Genomic DNA, 20,671 nt, shown 5'->3' with positions numbered 1-20,671 from the left:
AGAACAGAAATCAAAATTTCTAATAGAGATTTCTTAGTTCTACCGATGCAATTAAGGCAAGGATGATTAAGATAATGGTTTACCTGAGTTAAAGCTTATGCATCAGAACGACTCGTTTCCATAAATATGGAAAAAAATACTTTCTTTAAATAAGTGAGACTTCATATTTTCAATTCAACTATCTGCTAATGCCTAAATGTAAGCGAGTTTAGGACCACTATTTATGTCCTAGACTCGTTATTTTGATATATCTCATTTTAGAATATCGTTAAAATTGATTTGATATAAGATGCGATTTTTAGAAAGTCGAGTTCCTCCAATGTTTTGTGTTTGCTACTAAATGAAATCACCCCTGTGATGAATTTAGTAAAAGTGAAAAATAATATAAAATGAATATTCTGAAAATTAAGAAGATATGATATAGTAGTATTCTATTTCAGCTTAGGGGGAACTTCTATGATTAAAGTAAGTCCAAAACAATTTCTATATAATGTTCTGTCAGGTGTAGCAATTGCTATTGTTGCAGGTTTAATTCCTAATGCGATCTTGGGAGAATTATTTAAACTTTTTGCACCAAAATCTTCAGTATTTACAACTTTATTGCAAGTTGTGGAAAGTATTCAATTTACAGTTCCTTTATTAGTAGGTGCTTTAATTGCCATGCGTTTCAAACTAAGCCCATTAGCAACTGCAGTCGTAGCTAGCTCTGCATTTGTAGGAAGCGGCGCAGCACAATTCAAAGATGGCGTGTGGTTATTAGTTGGAGTTGGAGATTTAATTAATACAATGCTTACTGCAGCGATTGCAGTATTTTTAATATTATTAGTAGGAGAAAAATTTGGCAGTCTGACATTAATTATTTTACCTACCATTGTGGGGGTCATCGCAAGTGTAATTGGTGTATTTACCTTGCCATATATCCAAATGATTACAACAGGTATTGGGAACTTAGTAAATTCTTTTACTGAGTTGCAGCCAGTCCTTATGTCAATGCTCATTGCATTAGTGTTTAGCTTTATTATTATTTCACCAATTTCCACAGTTGCGACTGCTTTAGCTATTGGTATCAGTGGCTTAGCTGCAGGTTCAGCTTCACTAGGTATTGTTGCGTGTGAAGGTGCATTAGTAGCAGGCACACTTAAAATAAATAGAGCGGGTGTACCACTTACGATATTCTTAGGTGGCGTCAAAATGATGATTCCGAATATGGTCAGACATCCTATTATATTGTTACCTATTTTTACCAATGCGCTTATTACAGGTTTAGTTGGTGGGTTAATTGGTATTGGAGGTACAAAGGAATCAGCTGGTTTTGGTATTATCGGACTAGTTGGACCGATCAGTGCTTTTAGATTTATGGAACATTCAATAATATTGAATTTAGTTTTTGTGTTTATTGCATTTTTTGTCGTACCATTTGTTATGGGGTATTTAATTAATACGTTATATATGAAGATATTGAAAATATATGATAGAGAAATCTTCAAGTTCTTAGCGTAAGGTTACACAATTTGCTTAAAATGTGTGTCATGTTTTGTAATAAAGCATAAGGTTGTCGTTACATAAAAAAATATAAAATTATTAAAAAAGGCCACACATCAGTGGTCTTTTTTTAATTTAAACAAAAAAATTTGCAAGTTTTACTCCAAAATATAATTTTTTTGTCTTTTTGTTATTTTACAGTTATGTAACAAAAGTGTGATTTGTAATATTTCAGAATATATGATTTTCTTAAATGTAAATTTATTTAATCGCTTTATATCATATACTCATATAATATCCTTTTATCTATCAATAGTTATTTAGCATTACAAAATAAAACAAATATGTCCTAATGTTACAAAGTGGAATTTGATTTGTAACGTTTTGTTAAGGAAGTGTAATATAACTGAACGAAATTTATGGTATATTATTTGTGGCAAAAAGATAAGACATTAAATTTAAAAGATTTCAGCACATACGATAAATAATTTAACGAAAATATAATTTAATTTAAAAAGAAATTAATTGGAGGATTTTTTTTATTATGAAGAAAACAATTTTAGCATCATCATTAGCAGTAGCATTAGGTGTAACAGGATATGCAGCAACAGCTGATCACAATCAAGCGCATGCATCAGAAGAAAATATCGACCAAGCGCATTTAGCTGACTTAGCTCAAAACAACCCAGAGCAATTAAATGAAAAACCATTACACGCTGGTGCGTATAACTATGATTTCGTATTAGGTGGAAACGAATATACTTTCACTTCTGATGGCCAAACTTGGTCATGGAATTATACAACTGCAGGTGCTCAAAGTGCATCTTCTAACACTATCCAAGATGTAACTGCTCAAGCAACTACACACACTAACGAAACTTCAGCTAACGAAGTTCGTACACAACAACAATCAAGCAACACTGAAGTAGCAGCTGTTGAAGCGCCTAAAGCTTCATCTAACACAAACGTTCAAACTGCACAAACAAGTGCTGCAGTAAAAACTTATAAAGCTGCTCAAACTTCAGCTGCTTCAACTGGTGGATCAGTTAAAGCTCAATTCTTAGCTGCTGGTGGTTCAGAAGCTATGTGGAATTCAATCGTTTTACCTGAATCAAGTGGTAATCCAAACGCTGTTAACTCAGCTGGATACAGAGGTTTAGGTCAAACTAAAGAATCATGGGGTACTGGTTCAGTAGCTGATCAAACTAAAGGTATGTTAAACTACGCTAAACAGCGTTATGGTTCAGTAGACGCAGCGTTATCTTTCCGTGCTTCACACGGTTGGTGGTAGGATTTATAGCACTGAACACGCGGTTTGGTGGTATAAATATAAGAGCCTGAGACATAAATTAATGTCTTAGGTTCTTTTTCAATTAGGCAGTAGATGACTGGATTGAAAATACACTTATATCAAGCTTTTTTCAATCCTAGTCATCCTTGCCGGGGTAGGACTACGAAATCTCTATTAGAAAATTTGATTTCTGTCCTACTCCCTTTTTTTGCATTGACATGTTTGAATATTCTGATAAAATTAATAGTAATTTAAAAGCAAAACTTATCCAGAGAAGTTGAGGGAATTGGCCCTGTGAAGCTTCAGCAACAGACTTTGTAAAGAAGTACTGTGCTTCGTCCAACAAGTAACACTACTTGAAAGATAGGTGACATGTAAACTATATGCCACTTTCGTAGGTATATAGTTTTTTTTAGGAGGACTTTGATGGTGATTTCGGATAGATTAGCACAAGTACCAGATAGTTATTTTGCAAAAACGATGGGGCAGCCTGTTGAACATGGGCCGTTACCTTTAATTAATATGGCGGTAGGTATACCAGATGGAGAAACACCAACAGGGATTATTGATTGTTTTACAGATGCATTGCGAGAGCCAAATAATCAAAAGTATGTAGCATTTCATGGTAAAGAGACTTTTAAACAAGCGATTGTAGATTTTTATCAAAGGCAATATGATGTCGTGTTAGATAAAGACGATGAAGTCTGTATTTTGTACGGAACTAAAAATGGTTTGGTAGCTTTACCATCTTGTATTGTTAATCCTGGTGAAAATGTACTACTACCAGATCCAGGTTATACAGATTATAAGGCGGGTGTCTTATTAGCTGATGCACATCCACAACCGCTCGTATTAGAACCACCATATTACTTGCCTCAATGGGATAAAGTGGATAGGGATATATTGAAAAATACGCGATTAGTCTATTTAACGTATCCAAATAATCCTACTGGATCAGTAGCTACACAAGCTGTATTTGATGAGGCTGTAGCGCAATTTAAAGGTACAAAGACTAAAATAGTTCATGATTTTGCGTACAGTGCATTTGGGTTTGATCATAAAAATCCGAGTATTTTACAAACAGAAGGTGCAAAAGATTTAGCGATTGAAGTATTTTCATTATCTAAAGGATATAATATGTCCGGTTTTAGAGTTGGATTTGCAGTAGGCAATAAAGATATCATTCAAGCGTTGAAAAAATATCACACACACACGCATGCGGGTATGTTTGGTGCGTTACAAGATGCAGCGACCTATGCATTGAATCACTATGATGATTTCTTGGACGAACAAAGTAATATTTTCAAACAACGTAGGGATACTTTTGAAGCGAAGTTAAAGGAAGAAAATATTCCATTTGAACCGATGAAAGGTGGTATATTCTTGTGGCTAAAAACGCCGCCAAATTTTGACGGGGAATCATTTGTTGACTATTTATTACAAGAGCAATCCATACTTGTTGCACCGGGTATTCCGTTTGGTGAACATGGTAAAAACTATGTGCGTATATCATTAGCGCTTGATGATGAGCAATTGAAAGTAGCTGCCGAGAGAATCCAATCTCTGAGACATCTGTATGAATAACATTAATTTTAAAGGGGATGCTAACATGACGCGTATAAAACTTTTTGGCGTTAGAAATGAGGATAAAGCTTTCATTGAAGCTTGGTCTAATAAGCATAAAGTAGAAGTCGATTTAGATGAAGATTTATTAACATGTGAAACTGTCTCACGTGTAAAAGGATTTGATGGTGTGTCTATTTCGCAACAAATACCATTGGACGAAACCATTTATAAGCAATTACATGATTTTGGGATTAAACAAATTGCTCAACGTAGTGCTGGCTTTGATATTTATGATTTTGAATTGGCGGAAAAATATAATTTGATTATTAGTAATGTACCTTCTTATTCACCACATTCAATTGCGGAATATACTGTGTCACAAGCACTCAATCTAGTTCGTAATTATAATGACATTCAACAAAAAACTGCTGAATATGATTTTAGGTGGCAACCGGATATATTATCACGTTCTATTAGAGACTTGAAAGTTGCTGTCATTGGAACAGGTCGCATTGGTTCAATTGTTGCTAAGATATTTGCGCAAGGATTTGACGCTGAAGTAACGGCTTATGACATTGCACCTAATGATGATTATAGAAGCTTTTTAACTTATGCAAGTACCATCAATGAAGCAATCCAAAATGCAGATATCGTAACAGTACATATTCCAGCTAGTAAGGAAAATGATTATTTGTTTGATGAAACTTTATTCAATGAATTTAAACCAGGTTCTGTATTTATTAATTGTGCTCGAGGTACAATTGTGAAAACAAGCGCATTAATCGATGCTTTAGATCGAGGTTTGATAAAAGGTGCAGCATTAGATACGTATGAAGGTGAAAAAGGCTTGTTCCCTAGTGATCAACGTCATACAGCATTTAATGATGATATGTTAAAGCAATTGATTGAACGACCAGATGTCATTGTTTCACCACACATTGCATTTTATACAGATGCTGCTGTCGAAAATTTGATTGTTGATGCATTAGATGCAACGATGGAAGTCATAAAAACAGGTGACACACGTTTAAGAGTAAATTAAATACATAAAAGAAGGGGCGCTTAAATGACTAAGCGTCCCTTCTTTTATATTTATTTAACATCGTAACCTTGGTCTTCTATTGCGTCTTTCATTTGAGGCATTGTAACTTTGTCAACGTCAAAATCTACTTTAACATTACCGGCTTCTAGACTAACGTCAGCTGTTGATACACCATCAAGCTCAGTTAATGCAGTTTCTACAGCATGTTTGCAATGATCACAGCTCATGCCTTCTACTTGAATTGTTTCTGTAGCCATATAAATCACCTCCTCATAAAGTCGTATGATTGTACTATATATCATTTATAATTTCATACGTTTTAATCTTAACGCATTTGTTACTACACTAACAGAACTTAGAGCCATGGCTGCGCCAGCAATCCATGGTGCGAGCAAACCAAGTGCGGCGATAGGTATACCTGCAACATTATAACCAAATGCCCAGAATAAGTTTTGGCGAATATTGCGTATGGTTGCTTTACTTGCCTTAATGGCTTTAGGTATTAATAATAAGTCACCGCCTAGAATTGTAACATCTGCGGCTTCAATAGCGACTTCTGTGCCAGTACCAATAGCAATACCAATATCGGCTTGTACGAGTGCTGGTGCATCGTTAACGCCGTCACCCACCATCGCAATGGTTTTATCTTGGGTTTGGAGTGATTTGATTTTTGCTGCTTTTTCTTCTGGTAATACTTGGGCAATGATTGTATCGATACCAACTTCATTGGCAATAGCTTGTGCTGTACGTTCATTGTCACCGGTTAACATGACGACTTTAATATTGAGATCATGTAATTGTTTAATTGCAGCAGCAGTTGAGTCTTTGACTGTATCTGCAACGGCAACCATCCCTCTATATTCTTGATTGATTGCAATTAACATAGCTGTTTTACCAGATTTTTCAAATTGAGTCATAGTGTCTTCTGAATCTTTTATATCGACATTTTCGTCGTTCATAAATTGACGGTTACCAACAATTAAATTTTTGCCAGATATATTTGCTTTAATACCGCGCCCAGGTACCGCTTCGAAATCAGTTGTATCTAATAGTTTAATATTCATCGTTTGGGCATAATTAACAATGGCATCTGCTAAAGGATGCTCTGAACCTTTTTCTGCGCTAGCTAATAATTGCAAAGCTTCTTCATCGCCATCAAAGTCAGTGACTACTGGTTTCCCATTCGTTATCGTACCTGTTTTATCAAGTACGACGGTATCGATTTGATGGGTACGTTCAATGTGTTCGCCACCTTTAAATAAAATACCGTTTTCTGCAGCTTTTCCAGTTCCTACCATGATTGATGTAGGTGTTGCTAAGCCAAGTGCACAAGGACACGCAATGACGAGTACTGCAATTGCGGCAACTAATGCGGGTTCAAATTGACCTTGTTGAACGAATGCAATCCATATAATAAAAGTGAGTACTGCGATACCAACGACGATAGGTACAAAGTAACCTGAAATAACATCGGCTAGACGTTGTATCGGTGCTTTCGAACCTTGTGCTTCTTCAACAACTTTAATAATAGACGCGAGGGCAGTATCTTTTCCTACCTTCGTAGCTTTAACAGTGATAGAACCATTTTTATTCATAGTTGAACCGATAACGTTATCATCTTGCACTTTTTCAACTGGCATGGATTCACCAGTTAGCATCGATTCATCAATAGACGTTTTTCCTTTAAGGATTTTACCATCTACAGGTATTTTTTCACCAGGTTTAACAATTAAATAATCGCCTTCAACCACATCGTTTAGCGGTATCATCTGTTCTTTATTGTCCCGCAAAACACGCGCTTCTTTGGCTTGAAGATTCAATAGTTCACTTAATGCATTTGTCGTTTGTGTTTTTGCACGAGTTTCTAAATATTTACCAAATAGAATAAGTGTAATTAATACGGCACTTGTTTCGAAATATAAATGAGGCATCACATTAGCATTGAATAGCCATTTGACCATTTCGTATAAACTGTAGAAATAGGCGGCACTTGTACCTAGTGCAACGAGTACGTCCATATTTGCTGAGCCATTTCTTAAGTTTTTGTAAGCTCCAACATAAAATTGCCATCCGATAATAAATTGAACCGGTGTTGCCAATATAAATTGGAACCAAGGATTCATAAAAATAGATGGAATTTGTATACTGAAAAGATGTACAAGCATTGTTAGCAAGAGTGGCGCGGCCAACACTGCAGAAATGATTAATTTAATTAATTTGCTTCTTAATTCTAATTCTTTTTGAGAACTTTTTTCGGCAACCTCTTTTTTGGGTTGTGCATCGTAACCTATTTTTTGTATTTTTTTAATTAATGCATCAACAGACGTTGTACTAGGATTATAGGAAATCGTAGCATTTTCAGTTGTTAAATTGACTGTTGCTTGATCTACACCATCTGTACGATTCAATACTTTTTCAATTCGGTTAGAACATGCTGCACACGTCATGCCAATAACATCTAACTCAGCTGTTTCATTTAACACACCATAACCTGTTTTTTCTATGGTTTTTGTTAAATCATCTGCGGATGTTGATTCTGGGTTGTAAGATATTGTAGCTTTTTCAGTTGTAACATTCACATTTGCTTCTACATCATCTAATTTATTTAAGTTTTTCTCAATGCGATTGGCACAGGCAGCACATGTCATTCCAGTAATGCCAATGGTCGTCTTTTTCTGTTCAGTCATATGCTGTGACCTCCTTATAGTTAAAATAAAATGTCTGGATACATACGATTAAGTCATTTGTTTTATATTTATAATATACCCCTAGTAGGTATACAAGTCAAACACAATGTTTAAAAAAAGACTGAAGCATCGTATGCCAATTAAGGTATATCATGCTTCAGTCTTGGAAAATATTTATAAAAGATGTTGTTGATTCACTTTACTTAATTCATTTACAATTTTACGGCTATCTTTATTTAGATACTGAACGTAAATTGTATTGTCTTTTTTATAATAATTATCTATTAAAGTATCTATGGCATTTACTGCAGAATCATCCCATAAATGTGCATCTTTAAAATTTAAGTAAATTGTTTTATGTCTTAATTCTAAATCAAGTTGGTTCATTAATGAATCAATAGATACGAAGAAAATTTGTCCAGTAATATAATAATGAATGGTGTCGTCCTCTTCTTCGTAGGTAACAACCACGTTTGAAATCTTTGTTGCAAAACAAAGTGCACTCACAACGACACCGACGATAACACCTAGAGCTAGGTTATTGGAGATTAGCACAATCGCAACTGTTAAAATCATGACAAATGCATCAGTGCGAGGTGCTTTTTTAATAAATTTAAAAGATCTCCAATCAAATGTACCAATTGAAACCATAACCATAATTGCAGCGAGAATAGGCATTGGAATTTGAACAACCCAGTCGCCAAAGATGATAATCAAAATGATTAAAAATATACCGGCAGTAAAAGTAGATAATCTTGTCGTTGCACCTGATCGAACATTAATGACAGATTGACCAATCATCGCGCAACCACCCATTGCGCCAAAGAAACCAGTTACTACATTAGCAATACCTTGACCACGTGATTCTTGATTTTTACTACTATATGTATCTGTTGCTTGATCCACAATTCTAGCAGTCAATAAACTTTCTACCAGACCGACAATCGCCATAGATAATGAGTACGGAAAAATGATTTGTAATGTCTGTAAGTTGAATGGTACATCCGGAATAAAGAATTGTGGCAATGAACGATTAATTGCACCTAAATCACCCACAGTCTCAACTTTTGCACCGGTAATTAAATACGTTATGGTTAGTAGTATAATTGCAACAAGTGGTGCGGGTACTTTATTAAATACGCGTGGTAGCAAGTAAATAATAAGTAGGGTAGAGATAACAAATAAATAAGTTGGGATAGAAATACCAAAGATATGTTTGATTTGGGTCATGAAAATCATAATAGCTAGTGCATTAACGAATCCAATCATGACAGAATTTGGAATGAATTTCATTAATCTTCCTATTTTTAAAATACCGAAAATGATTTGTATGATACCCATTAATATTGTCGCAGCAAGCAAATATTGGACGCCATGATCTTTGACTAAAGGAACAATTACTAATGCGACGGAACCGGTAGCAGCAGATATCATAGCTGGTCTGCCCCCTACAAAGGAAATGACCACTGCTATAATAAATGAAGAATATAAACCGACCATGGGATCCACACCAGCAATAATTGAGAACGAAATGGCCTCCGGAATGAGCGCTAATGCAACAACAATACCAGCTAAAACATTGGTGCCTGGTGCAGTTAGCCATTCACTTTTTAATTTATTTAACATCTCTTGTACTCCTTATTTAAAATTGAACTTAGCTATTATATCATAAGATATAATTGAGCATTTTAAGATTTGAATAAAATACTTTTTACATATGTGACAGGTTTGTCATTTAAATGGAAATATTTGTTAGTTGAAACAAACGAAAAAAGAATTGAGATTCGTTAAGCTATGACTATACAGTAATTAAGGAGTGAGCGACTTGTCTATATTAAAAGTAGAAGGACTAACGAAAAGTTACGGAAACAGACATCGTCAACAAGAAGTATTAAAAGGGATTGAATTCTCAATAGAAAAAGGTGAATTTGTTTCTATTATGGGACCGTCTGGATCAGGAAAGACAACTTTGTTAAATGTATTGAGTTCTATTGATTATATTACCAGTGGAACAGTTGAAATCAATGGTCACAAATTGAATGAAATGAGTAATAAAGCATTGGCAGACTTTAGAAAAAAAGAAGTCGGTTTTATTTTCCAAAATTATAGTGTCTTAAATACACTGACAGTTAAAGAAAATATTATGTTGCCTCTATCAATTCAAAAAATGTCAAAAGAAGAAAAAAAAAAAAATTATAAAGAAGTGACAGAAGCATTAGGTATTCAAGAACTTGGAGATAAATATCCTAATGAAATTTCTGGTGGTCAACAACAACGTACTGCTGCAGCGCGTGCATCAGTTCATAAACCAGCAATTATCTTCGCGGATGAACCTACAGGGGCGTTAGACTCTAAAAATGCGCAAGACTTATTGCATAGACTTGAAGATCTTAATAAAAACATGAATGCGACAATCGTTATGGTGACACATGACCCTGTTGCAGCGAGTTACTCAAATAGAGTAATCATGCTGAAAGATGGCAATATTCATTCAGAAGTCTACCAAGGTGAAGATACGAATCAAGCATTTTATAAAAATATCATTCATATGCAAACAGCCTTAGGTGGTGTGGCACATGAGCTTTAATCAAATTGTTCTTAAAAATTTAAGACAAAATTTACGTCACTATGCGATGTATATATTTTCGCTCATTGTGAGTATTGTATTATATTTTAGCTTTGTTACATTAAAATATACAGATAGTATCAATAACGCGAATTCTATAGGCATCATTAAAAAGGGCTCTGTCGTTGGTTCATATTTTTTATTCGTTATTATTATCGTCTTTTTAATGTACGCAAATCAGTTATTTGTTAAAAGACGTACACGTGAATTTGCATTATACCAACTCATTGGGCTTACGAGATCTAATATTTTACGCATGATTTTGATTGAACAAATCGCTATGTTCTTAGTGACAAGTGTAATCGGTATTATCGTAGGTGTTTTTGGATCGAAAATTCTACTGATGATTGTACTTAAAATATTGGATATTAGTACAAGCGTATCATTAACATTCCAATTTCCAGCAGTTACACAAACTGTATTACTCGTTATTGTAGCAATGTGTTTAATTATGATACAAAGTTTTATCTTTTTACGAAAACGCAGTATTTTATCAATGATGAACGATAGTTCAAAATCAGAAGCAACTAAAAATAATATTTCAATTGCTGAACTCATATCTGGTATTTTGGGTATCGCTATGATTATCTTTGGTTACTATATGTCTACAGAAATGTTTGGTAAATTTGCAAGTGGTATGATGTTCACACCATTTATCATTCTGTTCTTAACAGTTGTAGGCGCATATCTATTCTTCAGAAGTTCAGTATCAGTTATTTTTAAAACAATCAAAAATGCTAAACATGGTAAAGTGTCCATTACAGATGTTGTATTTACTTCTTCAATTATGCATAGAATGAAAAAGAATGCGTTATCTTTAACAATTATTGCTACAATATCTGCAGTGACAGTGACAGTATTATGCTTTGGTGCAATTAGCAAAGCAACGATTGATGACAATGTGAAGTTGAGTTCTCCACAAGATTTTAATTTCACAGAACAAAAACAAGCAGAAGCGTTCGAAAATAAATTAGATAAGGCGCATATTGGTTACGATGAACAATATAAAGAATTAGAGAGAGTGAAAGTGACGAAGGATAGCTTTTTCAAGGAAAGTGGAGGCACTGGCAATATGATGCCAACTGAAATGTTTATTACGAGTAATCAATATTTTAAAGATAAAGACATTACTGGAAACAAAGCTAAGATAACTAATTTAGCAGCTGCAGGTGGATTTGCACAACATAATGATCAAGGTATTATTAAACTGAAAAGTAAACCGGATCAATCAATTAAGGTTATAGACAGTAATGAAAATGTCCATTTCAGTAGTGAAGTGAGCTATGCTGGACCGGTACTTATTGTTAGTGAAGATAAATATAATCAATTGAAACAAAGTGCTGTAGAAACCAAACATCAATATGGATATAATTTGGAAAAACAAAGTGATTGGAAAGCGGCAAATAAAATCGCTAAATCCATTAATCCAGACATACAATCTCAAAAAACACAGCGACAAGATATGAATGATTCTGTAGGAATTCTACTATTTGTTACTGCATTTTTAGGATTAGCGTTTTTAGTGGCGGCAGGATGTATCATTTATATCAAACAAATGGATGAAACCGAAGATGAAATTCCTAACTTCCGTATTCTACGTAAGATTGGTTATACACATCAAGATATGCTGAAAGGGCTTGGACTTAAAGTGATATTCAACTTTGGTCTACCACTCATTGTTTCATTATTACATGCTTACTTTGCAGCAAAAGCCTTTATGTTTCTTATGGGTGGTTCAACGATGACTCCGATTTATATCGTCATGATTGCCTATTCAATTGTCTATGGTATTTTTGCAGTAATGGCTTTTGTGCATTCAAGCCGTATCGTCAGACATTCAATTTAAATATAATAACATTGGTTTTATTTAGAACACTGTAGCGTATATCGTTACAGTGTTTTTGGATAATGCACATAGTATGTCTAGAATTTATGTTGTGCCATTCATGTTTGTCATACGAATAAGGTGGTATCTATCAATGGATAGAGATTATAACAGAGAGGTGTATAGTTAATGAATTTATTAGAATTTCATAAGCAAATAAAAGGATACACACAAGATAGACAACCAGGTATACAAAAAGATATGAACCCACAACCAATCACGGAAATGGAAAGTTATCACAGTGGAGGCAAGTTAAAAGGTAAAGTTGCATTAATAACGGGTGGTGACTCTGGTATAGGACGTGCTATCGCAGTGCTTTATGCAAAAGAGGGTGCTAATGTAGCGATTGGTTACTATGATGAATATGAAGATGCTGAAGCGGTCGTTGAACAAATATCATCTTTAGGCGTTACTGCAAAAGCATACGCCCATGATTTAAAAAAAGTCGAAGATTCACAAAAATTAATTGAAAAGGTCATTGCTGATTTCGGAGAATTGAATATTCTAGTAAACAACGGTGGCGTTCAATTTCCACAAGATCATTTCGAAGATATCACACCTGAACAAATCAAAGAAACTTTTGAAACAAATATATTTGGAATGATGTTTTTATCTCAAGCAGCGGTACCACATTTAAAAGAAGGTGACGCAATCATTAACACGACGAGTGTTACAGCTTATAGAGGATCTGCACACCTAATTGATTATTCAGCTACTAAAGGTGCAATTGTTGCATTTACGCGTTCACTAGCGACAACTTTAATGAGCAAAGGCATTCGAGTCAATGCTGTGGCACCAGGTCCTATTTATACACCACTGATACCAGCTACATTTTCTGAAGATAAAGTGGAAAATCAAGGTGGGGAAACACCAATGGAAAGAAGAGGGCAGCCAGCAGAACTTGCGCCTTCTTATGTATTTTTAGCTTCCTATGCGGATAGTTCGTATATCACTGGGCAAGTTATTCATGTTAATGGTGGAGATTATATTACTTCATAAATATAGAAATGGAAAAAATAAGACAATGAGTCTGGGACAAACATAAATGTTTCAGACTCTTTTTCATTTTCTAGTCATCGTTCGCAGGATGGGACTAAAAAATATATATTAGAAAATCTGATTTCTGACTCATTTTGATTGCTTAATGTTATTGGAAACTTATATTTAATTGATAAAACTGGGGAGAAGTACCTTTTGTTAAAGTTAAATATTTTATTGGAAATATTATTTTTAATCATTTTAATGATGGGAAAGATTGTTTGCTGATATATTCTATATGTTCAACGTATGTACCTTTATGTTTTAGTTTTACATATTGTTGAGAAGGGTTATACCTATTAAATGACACTTTATAACTGCGTTTTTCTCCTTGTTTAGAATAAATGGATACATCTTGATAGTATTGCGTGTTTAATTTAACGATGGCATAAGAGGTTTCTTTTTTTTAATAATGGGTTAAATCTGTCAAATTTATCAAATGAGAAGAAGGCAACTGTCAATAGTACAAAAAGGATAACGATAATGAGTAAGGTTTTTTTCATGATGATAGCTCCTTTATTTTAATGAAATGAGTACTTTCTAATAACGACAATACTACCTATACTTTAATTCCAAACGCCACCTTGAGTATAAACAGTAGCGGCTTTGAGTATAGGGCTAGTGCTTAAGGAAAATGAGGCAAGCAACAATGAACTTACAATGAATTTCTTCATAAGAAAACCTCCCTTTTATAATTTAATTATATTATAAATAATTATTTATAATATTTCACTATAATCTATAGGGAAAATAAAATTCACGACAAAAAAGCAACGGCGCTTTTAAATAAGCGGTCCGTTGCTTCAGTCTGAAGGTTGTCTTAGAAAATCTATTTGTTGCAATTGCGTTATTCCGATACAGTAAATCCAATTTGTATATGCATAGCGTTACCTCAAGATAACGTATAGCATATGTTAAATACTTATGTGTCATGTCTTGATGAGGTTATAAACTTTAAAAGAAATCAGAAGGAATCAACTTTTCGAAATCCAAATTTTTTATACCGTCAAAATTTAGGTTTTCAATGCTTTGTAGTATTTCACCGTTTTTAACTTGGTTATAGTAATTTGTTGCCTCGGCAGTTACATCATGATCTTCAAAAGTCTTCACGACACCAAGTATAATGACCACGGCAATTGCTCCCTTAATTAAAAATTTCATAATTATTGACTCCTTTTATAAGTTTATATACCTAGTTTATACTGTTTCGCTCAATTTAACATGCGTCCTTAGTATAGATGTTGTGTCATACCTTAGCAGTATAGCACGTATCGATCGTTTATTGTGAAGCATCCAGCTATAAACCGAATGCGATAGGTAGCCAGAAATACGCAAAGAGTGAAATAACAATAATTGCAAAAATATCAAGTACAAAGCCAGCCTTGACCATATCTTTCATTTCTAACTCATCCGAACTAAATACGGCTGCATTCGGTGGCGTGGATATAGGCAACATAAATGCACAAGTAGAAGATAAGGCAACGATACCCATAATGATAAAGGGATCTTGGCTGATAGCTGCTGCAAATCCAATACTGATAGGCATTAACATATTTGAAACGGCAGTATTTGACATCACTTCTGTTAGGAATAAGATGGCCGTTGTTAATACAATTACAATGAGTATGAATGGCAGTGGCTTCACAATACCTAACATACCACCAAACCATTTTGTTAACCCTGAATCTTCAAATGCTGCAGCTAAAGACAAACCGCCACCAAATAGTAGTAATATTCCCCAGGGTAACTTATTCATATCGTCCCATACCAGTAATCCGCCTTTAGCATTTTTGGCTGGAATAAGGAATAACAACACAGCGCCAAACATTGCTATAATCGTATCTGTGATGTGCAATGTTTCAGGTAAAAGCCCTCCGAAAATCCATAATAAACTAACGAGTAAAAAGACAATGCCTGTTAATTTTTCTTCTTTAGACATCGGACCTAAATCATGCAAAGCTTTCTTGGCAAAATCTGAGGATATTTGGTCAGCGTCTTCAATTTTAAATAGCCATTTTGTTAAGAGAAAGTAGAGAATTGCTAATAAAATAACTGTTAATGGCACTGCGAAAATCATCCATTGCGCGAATGATACTTTTCGATCAAGACTTGATGATGCAACGGCAGCAAAGACTGCATTGGGTACTGAACCAATGAGTGTAGCTAGTCCACCAATAGAAGCGGAATAAGCAACGGTAAGTAAGAGCGCTTTACTAAACTTACTTGCAGATGCTGGTTTGAGAAATTGTGCATCCTTAATTTCTTGAATAAGTGCTAAGGCAATCGGTAACATCATCAGTGCTGTCGCAGCATTTGATATCCACATAGATATAAAGGCAGTGGCGATCATTGTTCCTAATATAATGCGGTTACTGCTTGTGCCCATCATGGAAATGATTGTCATCGCAATCCGCTTATGTAAATTCCATTTTTCAATCGCTAGCGCAATAATAAATCCGCCCATGTACATAAAAACAATGGGATCCGCATAGGCACTTGCTGCAATCACTTCATCTGTACCACCTGTAAGTGGTAGGAGAATAAGTGGAATTAATGAAGTCGCAGGAATTGGAATCGCTTCTGTAATCCACCATGTTGCTACGAATAATGTAACTGCTAACACAGCTCTAGGTGCGTCTGCTAAACCTGTAATGGCAGGTATAAAATAAAAGATAATAAAAAGTAATGGTCCTAAAATCAATCCGATTTTTTGTTTCATAAATGTAAATCCCCCTTGTTTATAACCCCTGTACCAGTAAGAATATCAATTTAAAACTTTATAAACAATTCATTTTTCAGAAAATTGTAAAAATAATCCGAGGTAACTGGTAGAATGAATTTAACAAATTGTAGATTGTCGAAGGGGGATTATTTATGCTAATAGGTGCAATAGTAGCTAAAGATGATACATGGTTATTATGGGCAATCATTATTGTTTGGGCAACGGTGAGTTTATTTTTAGAACAACGTTATCGATGGGCGAGTACCATTTCGGGTGCGATTATTGCACTTGTTGGGGCAATGTTACTATCGAATTTCAAAGTGATTCCAATGAGCGCACCAGTATATGACACTGTGTGGGATTATATTGTGCCCTTATCTATTCCATTACTTCTTTTTAGTTCTAATATATTGAAGATTTGGAAAGAAAGTAGAAGATTATTAGTGATATTTTTTGTAGCCTCTATAGGTACTATGATTGGTACAACGGTAGGATTTATGATCTTAAATCAATGGATTCCATATTTAAATAAAATAGGAGCCATGATGACTGGAAGTTACATTGGAGGAGGCGTTAACTTTGCGGCATTGAGTTCCAAACTTGAGACACCAAGTGAAATGATTTCATCTACTGTAGTAGCAGATAATAGCGTCATGGCACTTTATTTTATGCTATTAATCGCACTACCTTCATTGCCTTTAATTAAAAAACAATTTAAAAGTGACTATGAATCAAAAAGTACTCCAGAATCTCAACAAGCGTATTGGGAGCCAAAAAAAATACAATTATTAGATATTGCTTTTTCGATTGCAAGTGCTGTGACGCTTGTAGCAGTCAGTTTCAAAGGTGCTGATCTCATTCAACAATGGATGCCGCAACACAATGTAGTTCTTACATTGATTGTTTCTTTTTTGGGAGATCCTTATTTATTGTTAACCACTTTAACTTTAATTGTAGTTGCAGTTTGGGGAGACTTCTTTGAAAGTTTAGCAGGTGCTTCAGAAATTGGTACATTTCTAATTTATATTTTCTTTGTGGTTATTGGGACACCTGCCTCATTTGCTACGATAATAACAACGGCGCCTTTATTGTTTATCTTTGTTATAATTATCCTTGTCTTTAATCTAGGGCTAAGCTTAATCTTTGGTAAAATTTTTGGCTTTAAAATAGAAGAAATTTTACTTGCAAGTAACGCAACTGCTGGTGGGCCAACAACTGCTGCCGCATTAGCAATTGGCAAAGGTTGGACGAAGGTGGTTGGCCCTATACTTATCATTGGCACATTAGGTTATGTTATTGGAAATTATGCAGGAACGTTAATGTATCAACTTTTAACTTATTTAGGGTGAATATAAAAAATATGGAGGTGCATTTACGATGAGTGAAAAAGAAAAAATGTTAGCAGGTGATTGGTATGATGCTAATTTTGACGAATCATTAGATGCTGAGAGAATGAAGGCTAAGGATTTGTGCTTTGAATTAAATCATATCAAACCTAGTGATAAAGAATCGCGTCATACAATACTTACAAAATTATTAAATTATGAACCGAAAGCATTAGAGTTGTTAAGTCCATTCCAAACAGATTATGGATATAATATCTTTTTAGGTGAAAGAATTTTTATTAATCATGACTGCTATTTTATGGATGGTGGCAAGATATTTATTGGTGATGATGTGTTCATCGGGCCAAGTTGTGGCTTATATACAGCAGTGCATCCCTTAGAATATAAGGAACGTAATATTGGGTTAGAACAAGCACTACCAATTCGAATTGAGTCTAATGTCTGGTTAGGTGCCAATGTCGTTGTCTTACCTGGAGTAACAATTGGTGAAGGTTCAGTAATAGGCGCTGGTAGTACTGTGGCTAAAGATATACCGCCGAATGTGCTAGCGTTAGGTACACCAGCCAAACCGGTCAGCGATATCAAAAATCAATAAATTTAAGCTAATCGTATGTTGACATGCTGCTTAGCTATAAGTAATTTACAAGGTGTTTCTTGTTTTATATAGAAGAATATAATAATGCTCCGAAAGACGAGTGTGCAAATGCTAAAGTTGTTTTTTAGATTTGTATACTCGTTTTTTTAGTACAGTAAAAGTTAAACATATAAAATATACAAAACAAATATTCAGGCTTTTTGAAAGAAAATTAATATAAAATTGTGTAATATATTAAAAATAATTAAAACCATTTATCAAAATGTTCCGCGGAGCTTAAATAAAAATTAATAAAATTGTTCGGAATATAAAACGAATTTGTGTTAATATAAAATATGAGTGAAATAGTAGGAGTAATAATTAATAAAATGTTTGTCTATACTGCTTAGCAAATGGTTGAAAAATTATTTCCGTACTTAATTTAACTACTTCTAGAATAGGAATGAGGAATTCGAAAAAATGGATATTTTGATTGGAACATTGTTTTTAATTGTAGTGTTAGCACTTTTTACACTATTTACATATCGAGCACCTATGGGTATGAGAGCTATGGGTGCCTTAGCAAATGCAGCGATTGCGACTTTTTTGGTTGAGGCATTTCACAAATATGTCGGTGGAGATTTATTAGGCATTTCATTTTTGGGAGATCTTGGTGATGCAGCCGGAGGTCTCGGTGGCGTTGCAGCTGCTGGTTTAGTTGCACTTGCAATTGGTGTATCTCCGGTCTATGCATTAGCGATTGCTGCTTCATGTGGTGGACTAGATTTAATACCTGGTTTTGTTGCTGGTTATGTTATTGGTTATTTAATGAAATATGCAGAACGTAAAGTACCAGATGGTGTTGATTTAATAGTTGGTATTTTAATTATTGCACCCTTAGCGAGGTTAGTAGCCGTAGGTGTTACACCATTAGTCAATAATTCATTATTAAAAATCGGTGATATTATCCAAAGTTCTACTGAGGTCAATCCAATTATTATGGGTATTATCTTAGGTGGTGTCATTACAGTAGTAGGTACTGCACCGTTAAGTTCAATGGCTTTAACAGCGCTACTCGGTTTAACTGGTATGCCAATGGCCATTGCAGCGATGGTGTCCTTTGCATCATCATTTATCAATGGCACAATGTTCAATAAATTAAAATTGGGAGATCGTAAATCTAGAATTGCAGTTTGTATTGAACCTTTGTCTCAGGCTGATGTTGTATCAGCGAACCCGGTACCAATATACACAGCTAATTTTATTGGAGGTGCATTGGCAGGTGCTGTGATTGCATCATCAGGTATGATAAATGATGCTACAGGTACTGCGACACCATTGGCAGGGTTCTTGGTTATGTTCGGTTTTAATGATCCTATAAAAATATTTATCTATGGTGCGATTATTGGATTAATAGGTTTAATAGTTGGTTATGTTTGTTCAGTGTTATTTAAAAACTATCCAATTGTCTCAAAAGAGGATATAGAAACAAGATAGTAAAACACTTCGATGCTAAAAAGTTAAGGCATCGAAGTGTTTTTGACTAATCGATTAATTGACTATCTGGTATATCTGTAATAAACATATGACCTGGTGCATGTGTAATCATTAAATCGGGTTTAGCATCTAGTGCAACTGACTGAGGCGTTACACCACATCCCCAAAATACAGGAACTTCATTTTCATTAATAGTAACGGATTCACCGAAATCTGGTAGAGCAAGGTCTGTGATACCTATCTCTGTAGGATTACCAATGTGAATAGGTGTCCCGTGGACATTTTTAAAACGCGTCGTAATTTCTGTAGCTTTAATTGCTTGTGTCATGGTCATGGGTCTCATACTCACTGTAATGTTACCTTTAAATTGCCCACTTGGATTAGCAGGTATATTAGTTACATACATAGGGACATTGTGATTTTCTTCTAAATGTCGAATCGGTATGCCTGCTTCCAATAAAGCATGTTCGAATGTAAAACTACAGCCTATTAAAAAGCTAACCATATCATCAGTATATAAATCGTCCACATTGGCACGTGTTTCAATGAGTTCACCATATTGATAAATAAGGTAAGCAGCTACTTCAGTACTAATGTCTGCATTTACACCATATTTTGTAAATGATTTATTTCCTTTTTCAGATACGTCCAAGAGTGGACATGTTTTGGGATTTCTAAAACAGAATAGTAAAAAATCATAAGCATATTTAGATGGAAGTATGACTACGTTAGCTTGTACATAGCCTTTTGCCATCCCGCTTGTGTGACCAGTTAGTTTCCCTTGTGTAATCATTTCTCTTAAAGTGCTAGGTTGCGCATCTTGTAGGTTCAATCAAACCACCCCTTAACTATGTATTATTACTATTTTAACAAAAAATGTAATCAAATAGGGATTAAATACTTTTAAAGTAATTT

17 protein-coding genes and 1 riboswitch are annotated in these 20,671 nt (G+C 34.6%); of the genes, 10 read left to right on the top strand and 7 right to left on the bottom strand.

Annotation, left to right across the window (positions count from 1 at the left end; genetic code table 11):
• Positions 1-456 precede the first annotated feature (456 nt).
• The 4 genes from ACP7BT_RS08915 (at position 457) to ACP7BT_RS08900 (ending at position 5,381) form a co-directional block, all read left to right on the top strand.
• Positions 457-1,500, top strand: coding sequence for a PTS transporter subunit IIC (locus ACP7BT_RS08915; RefSeq protein ID WP_041079398.1), 1,044 nt, complete (start codon positions 457-459; stop codon positions 1,498-1,500).
• 526 nt (positions 1,501-2,026) lie between these two features.
• The gene (locus ACP7BT_RS08910; protein ID WP_041079396.1) at positions 2,027-2,773 is read left to right on the top strand and encodes a hypothetical protein; all 747 of its coding nucleotides are present in this window, start codon (positions 2,027-2,029) and stop codon (positions 2,771-2,773) included.
• Positions 2,774-3,034: 261 nt separating this feature from the next.
• Positions 3,035-3,143, top strand: a riboswitch (SAM riboswitch).
• 56 nt (positions 3,144-3,199) lie between these two features.
• Positions 3,200-4,357 carry an aminotransferase class I/II-fold pyridoxal phosphate-dependent enzyme gene (locus tag ACP7BT_RS08905; RefSeq protein WP_041079394.1) on the top strand — a complete coding sequence of 386 codons (1,158 nt, stop codon included), beginning with the start codon at positions 3,200-3,202 and terminating at the stop codon, positions 4,355-4,357.
• 25 nt (positions 4,358-4,382) lie between these two features.
• Complete coding sequence (locus tag ACP7BT_RS08900; RefSeq protein ID WP_011302279.1) at positions 4,383-5,381, top strand: D-lactate dehydrogenase; 999 nt, start codon at positions 4,383-4,385, stop codon at positions 5,379-5,381.
• A 50-nt stretch (positions 5,382-5,431) separates the two neighbouring features.
• Here ACP7BT_RS08900 and copZ read toward each other — a convergent pair whose 3' ends face one another.
• The 3 genes from copZ to ACP7BT_RS08885 all read right to left on the bottom strand — a co-directional run bounded on the left by copZ (position 5,432) and on the right by ACP7BT_RS08885 (position 9,694).
• The gene (gene copZ / locus ACP7BT_RS08895; protein WP_002482251.1) at positions 5,432-5,638 is read right to left on the bottom strand and encodes a copper chaperone CopZ; all 207 of its coding nucleotides are present in this window, start codon (positions 5,636-5,638) and stop codon (positions 5,432-5,434) included.
• Positions 5,639-5,683: 45 nt separating this feature from the next.
• Complete coding sequence (locus tag ACP7BT_RS08890; protein ID WP_041079393.1) at positions 5,684-8,068, bottom strand: heavy metal translocating P-type ATPase; 2,385 nt, start codon at positions 8,066-8,068, stop codon at positions 5,684-5,686.
• Positions 8,069-8,242: 174 nt separating this feature from the next.
• Positions 8,243-9,694 (bottom strand): SulP family inorganic anion transporter, encoded by a 1,452-nt coding sequence (locus tag ACP7BT_RS08885; RefSeq protein WP_041079391.1) that lies wholly within the window; start codon positions 9,692-9,694, stop codon positions 8,243-8,245.
• A 199-nt stretch (positions 9,695-9,893) separates the two neighbouring features.
• Here ACP7BT_RS08885 and ACP7BT_RS08880 point away from each other — a divergent pair, with 199 nt between their 5' ends.
• The 3 genes from ACP7BT_RS08880 to ACP7BT_RS08870 all read left to right on the top strand — a co-directional run bounded on the left by ACP7BT_RS08880 (position 9,894) and on the right by ACP7BT_RS08870 (position 13,578).
• On the top strand, positions 9,894-10,655 hold the full coding sequence (locus ACP7BT_RS08880) for an ABC transporter ATP-binding protein (RefSeq protein WP_041079389.1): 762 nt from the start codon (positions 9,894-9,896) through the stop codon (positions 10,653-10,655).
• On the top strand, positions 10,645-12,540 hold the full coding sequence (locus tag ACP7BT_RS08875) for an FtsX-like permease family protein (RefSeq protein ID WP_041079387.1): 1,896 nt from the start codon (positions 10,645-10,647) through the stop codon (positions 12,538-12,540). Before ACP7BT_RS08880 ends, ACP7BT_RS08875 begins: the two co-directional genes overlap by 11 nt.
• Positions 12,541-12,708: 168 nt before the next feature.
• On the top strand, positions 12,709-13,578 hold the full coding sequence (locus tag ACP7BT_RS08870; protein WP_041079385.1) for an SDR family oxidoreductase: 870 nt from the start codon (positions 12,709-12,711) through the stop codon (positions 13,576-13,578).
• A 235-nt stretch (positions 13,579-13,813) separates the two neighbouring features.
• Here ACP7BT_RS08870 and ACP7BT_RS08865 read toward each other — a convergent pair whose 3' ends face one another.
• The 3 genes from ACP7BT_RS08865 to ACP7BT_RS08855 all read right to left on the bottom strand — a co-directional run bounded on the left by ACP7BT_RS08865 (position 13,814) and on the right by ACP7BT_RS08855 (position 16,336).
• Positions 13,814-13,963 carry a YxeA family protein gene (locus tag ACP7BT_RS08865; protein WP_232010396.1) on the bottom strand — a complete coding sequence of 50 codons (150 nt, stop codon included), beginning with the start codon at positions 13,961-13,963 and terminating at the stop codon, positions 13,814-13,816.
• A 608-nt stretch (positions 13,964-14,571) separates the two neighbouring features.
• Entirely contained in the window at positions 14,572-14,778 is a 207-nt protein-coding gene (locus ACP7BT_RS08860; RefSeq protein WP_041079384.1) for a hypothetical protein, read from the bottom strand.
• 136 nt (positions 14,779-14,914) lie between these two features.
• Complete coding sequence (locus tag ACP7BT_RS08855) at positions 14,915-16,336, bottom strand: SLC13 family permease (RefSeq protein ID WP_041079383.1); 1,422 nt, start codon at positions 16,334-16,336, stop codon at positions 14,915-14,917.
• Positions 16,337-16,491: 155 nt separating this feature from the next.
• Between ACP7BT_RS08855 and ACP7BT_RS08850 the strand changes: the two genes are divergently transcribed.
• From ACP7BT_RS08850 to ACP7BT_RS08840, 3 genes are all read left to right on the top strand, one after another.
• A complete protein-coding gene (locus ACP7BT_RS08850) occupies positions 16,492-17,688 on the top strand; it encodes a DUF819 domain-containing protein (protein WP_002482260.1) in 1,197 nt (398 codons plus the stop codon).
• A gap of 28 nt (positions 17,689-17,716) precedes the next feature.
• Positions 17,717-18,280, top strand: a complete 564-nt coding sequence (locus ACP7BT_RS08845) for a sugar O-acetyltransferase (protein ID WP_002482261.1) — start codon at positions 17,717-17,719, stop codon at positions 18,278-18,280.
• Positions 18,281-18,739: 459 nt separating this feature from the next.
• A complete protein-coding gene (locus tag ACP7BT_RS08840) occupies positions 18,740-19,756 on the top strand; it encodes a PTS sugar transporter subunit IIC (RefSeq protein WP_041079381.1) in 1,017 nt (338 codons plus the stop codon).
• Between the two features lie 46 nt (positions 19,757-19,802).
• On the opposite strand, the gene ACP7BT_RS08835 is transcribed toward ACP7BT_RS08840, so the two are convergent.
• Entirely contained in the window at positions 19,803-20,588 is a 786-nt protein-coding gene (locus ACP7BT_RS08835; protein ID WP_041079380.1) for a putative hydro-lyase, read from the bottom strand.
• Between the last annotated feature and the right edge of the window lie 83 nt (positions 20,589-20,671).

The sequence above is a fragment of the Staphylococcus sp. Y174-1 genome (assembly GCF_049897865.1).
Classification (GTDB): domain Bacteria; phylum Bacillota; class Bacilli; order Staphylococcales; family Staphylococcaceae; genus Staphylococcus; species Staphylococcus saprophyticus.
The sequence above is the reverse complement of the archived record's forward strand: the minus strand, read 5'-3'. Positions and strand labels throughout refer to the sequence as shown.

Bases quoted from the DNA above. Each gene is read 5' to 3' on its own strand.
- ACP7BT_RS08915 (WP_041079398.1), top strand. From the start codon at position 457: ATGATTAAAGTAAGTCCAAAACAATTTCTATATAATGTTCTGTCAGGT.
- ACP7BT_RS08910 (WP_041079396.1), top strand. From the start codon at position 2,027: ATGAAGAAAACAATTTTAGCATCATCATTAGCAGTAGCATTAGGTGTA.
- ACP7BT_RS08905 (WP_041079394.1), top strand. From the start codon at position 3,200: ATGGTGATTTCGGATAGATTAGCACAAGTACCAGATAGTTATTTTGCA.
- ACP7BT_RS08900 (WP_011302279.1), top strand. From the start codon at position 4,383: ATGACGCGTATAAAACTTTTTGGCGTTAGAAATGAGGATAAAGCTTTC.
- copZ (WP_002482251.1), bottom strand. From the start codon at position 5,638: ATGGCTACAGAAACAATTCAAGTAGAAGGCATGAGCTGTGATCATTGC.
- ACP7BT_RS08890 (WP_041079393.1), bottom strand. From the start codon at position 8,068: ATGACTGAACAGAAAAAGACGACCATTGGCATTACTGGAATGACATGT.
- ACP7BT_RS08885 (WP_041079391.1), bottom strand. From the start codon at position 9,694: ATGTTAAATAAATTAAAAAGTGAATGGCTAACTGCACCAGGCACCAAT.
- ACP7BT_RS08875 (WP_041079387.1), top strand. From the start codon at position 10,645: ATGAGCTTTAATCAAATTGTTCTTAAAAATTTAAGACAAAATTTACGT.
- ACP7BT_RS08870 (WP_041079385.1), top strand. From the start codon at position 12,709: ATGAATTTATTAGAATTTCATAAGCAAATAAAAGGATACACACAAGAT.
- ACP7BT_RS08860 (WP_041079384.1), bottom strand. From the start codon at position 14,778: ATGAAATTTTTAATTAAGGGAGCAATTGCCGTGGTCATTATACTTGGT.
- ACP7BT_RS08855 (WP_041079383.1), bottom strand. From the start codon at position 16,336: ATGAAACAAAAAATCGGATTGATTTTAGGACCATTACTTTTTATTATC.
- ACP7BT_RS08850 (WP_002482260.1), top strand. From the start codon at position 16,492: ATGCTAATAGGTGCAATAGTAGCTAAAGATGATACATGGTTATTATGG.
- ACP7BT_RS08845 (WP_002482261.1), top strand. From the start codon at position 17,717: ATGAGTGAAAAAGAAAAAATGTTAGCAGGTGATTGGTATGATGCTAAT.
- ACP7BT_RS08840 (WP_041079381.1), top strand. From the start codon at position 18,740: ATGGATATTTTGATTGGAACATTGTTTTTAATTGTAGTGTTAGCACTT.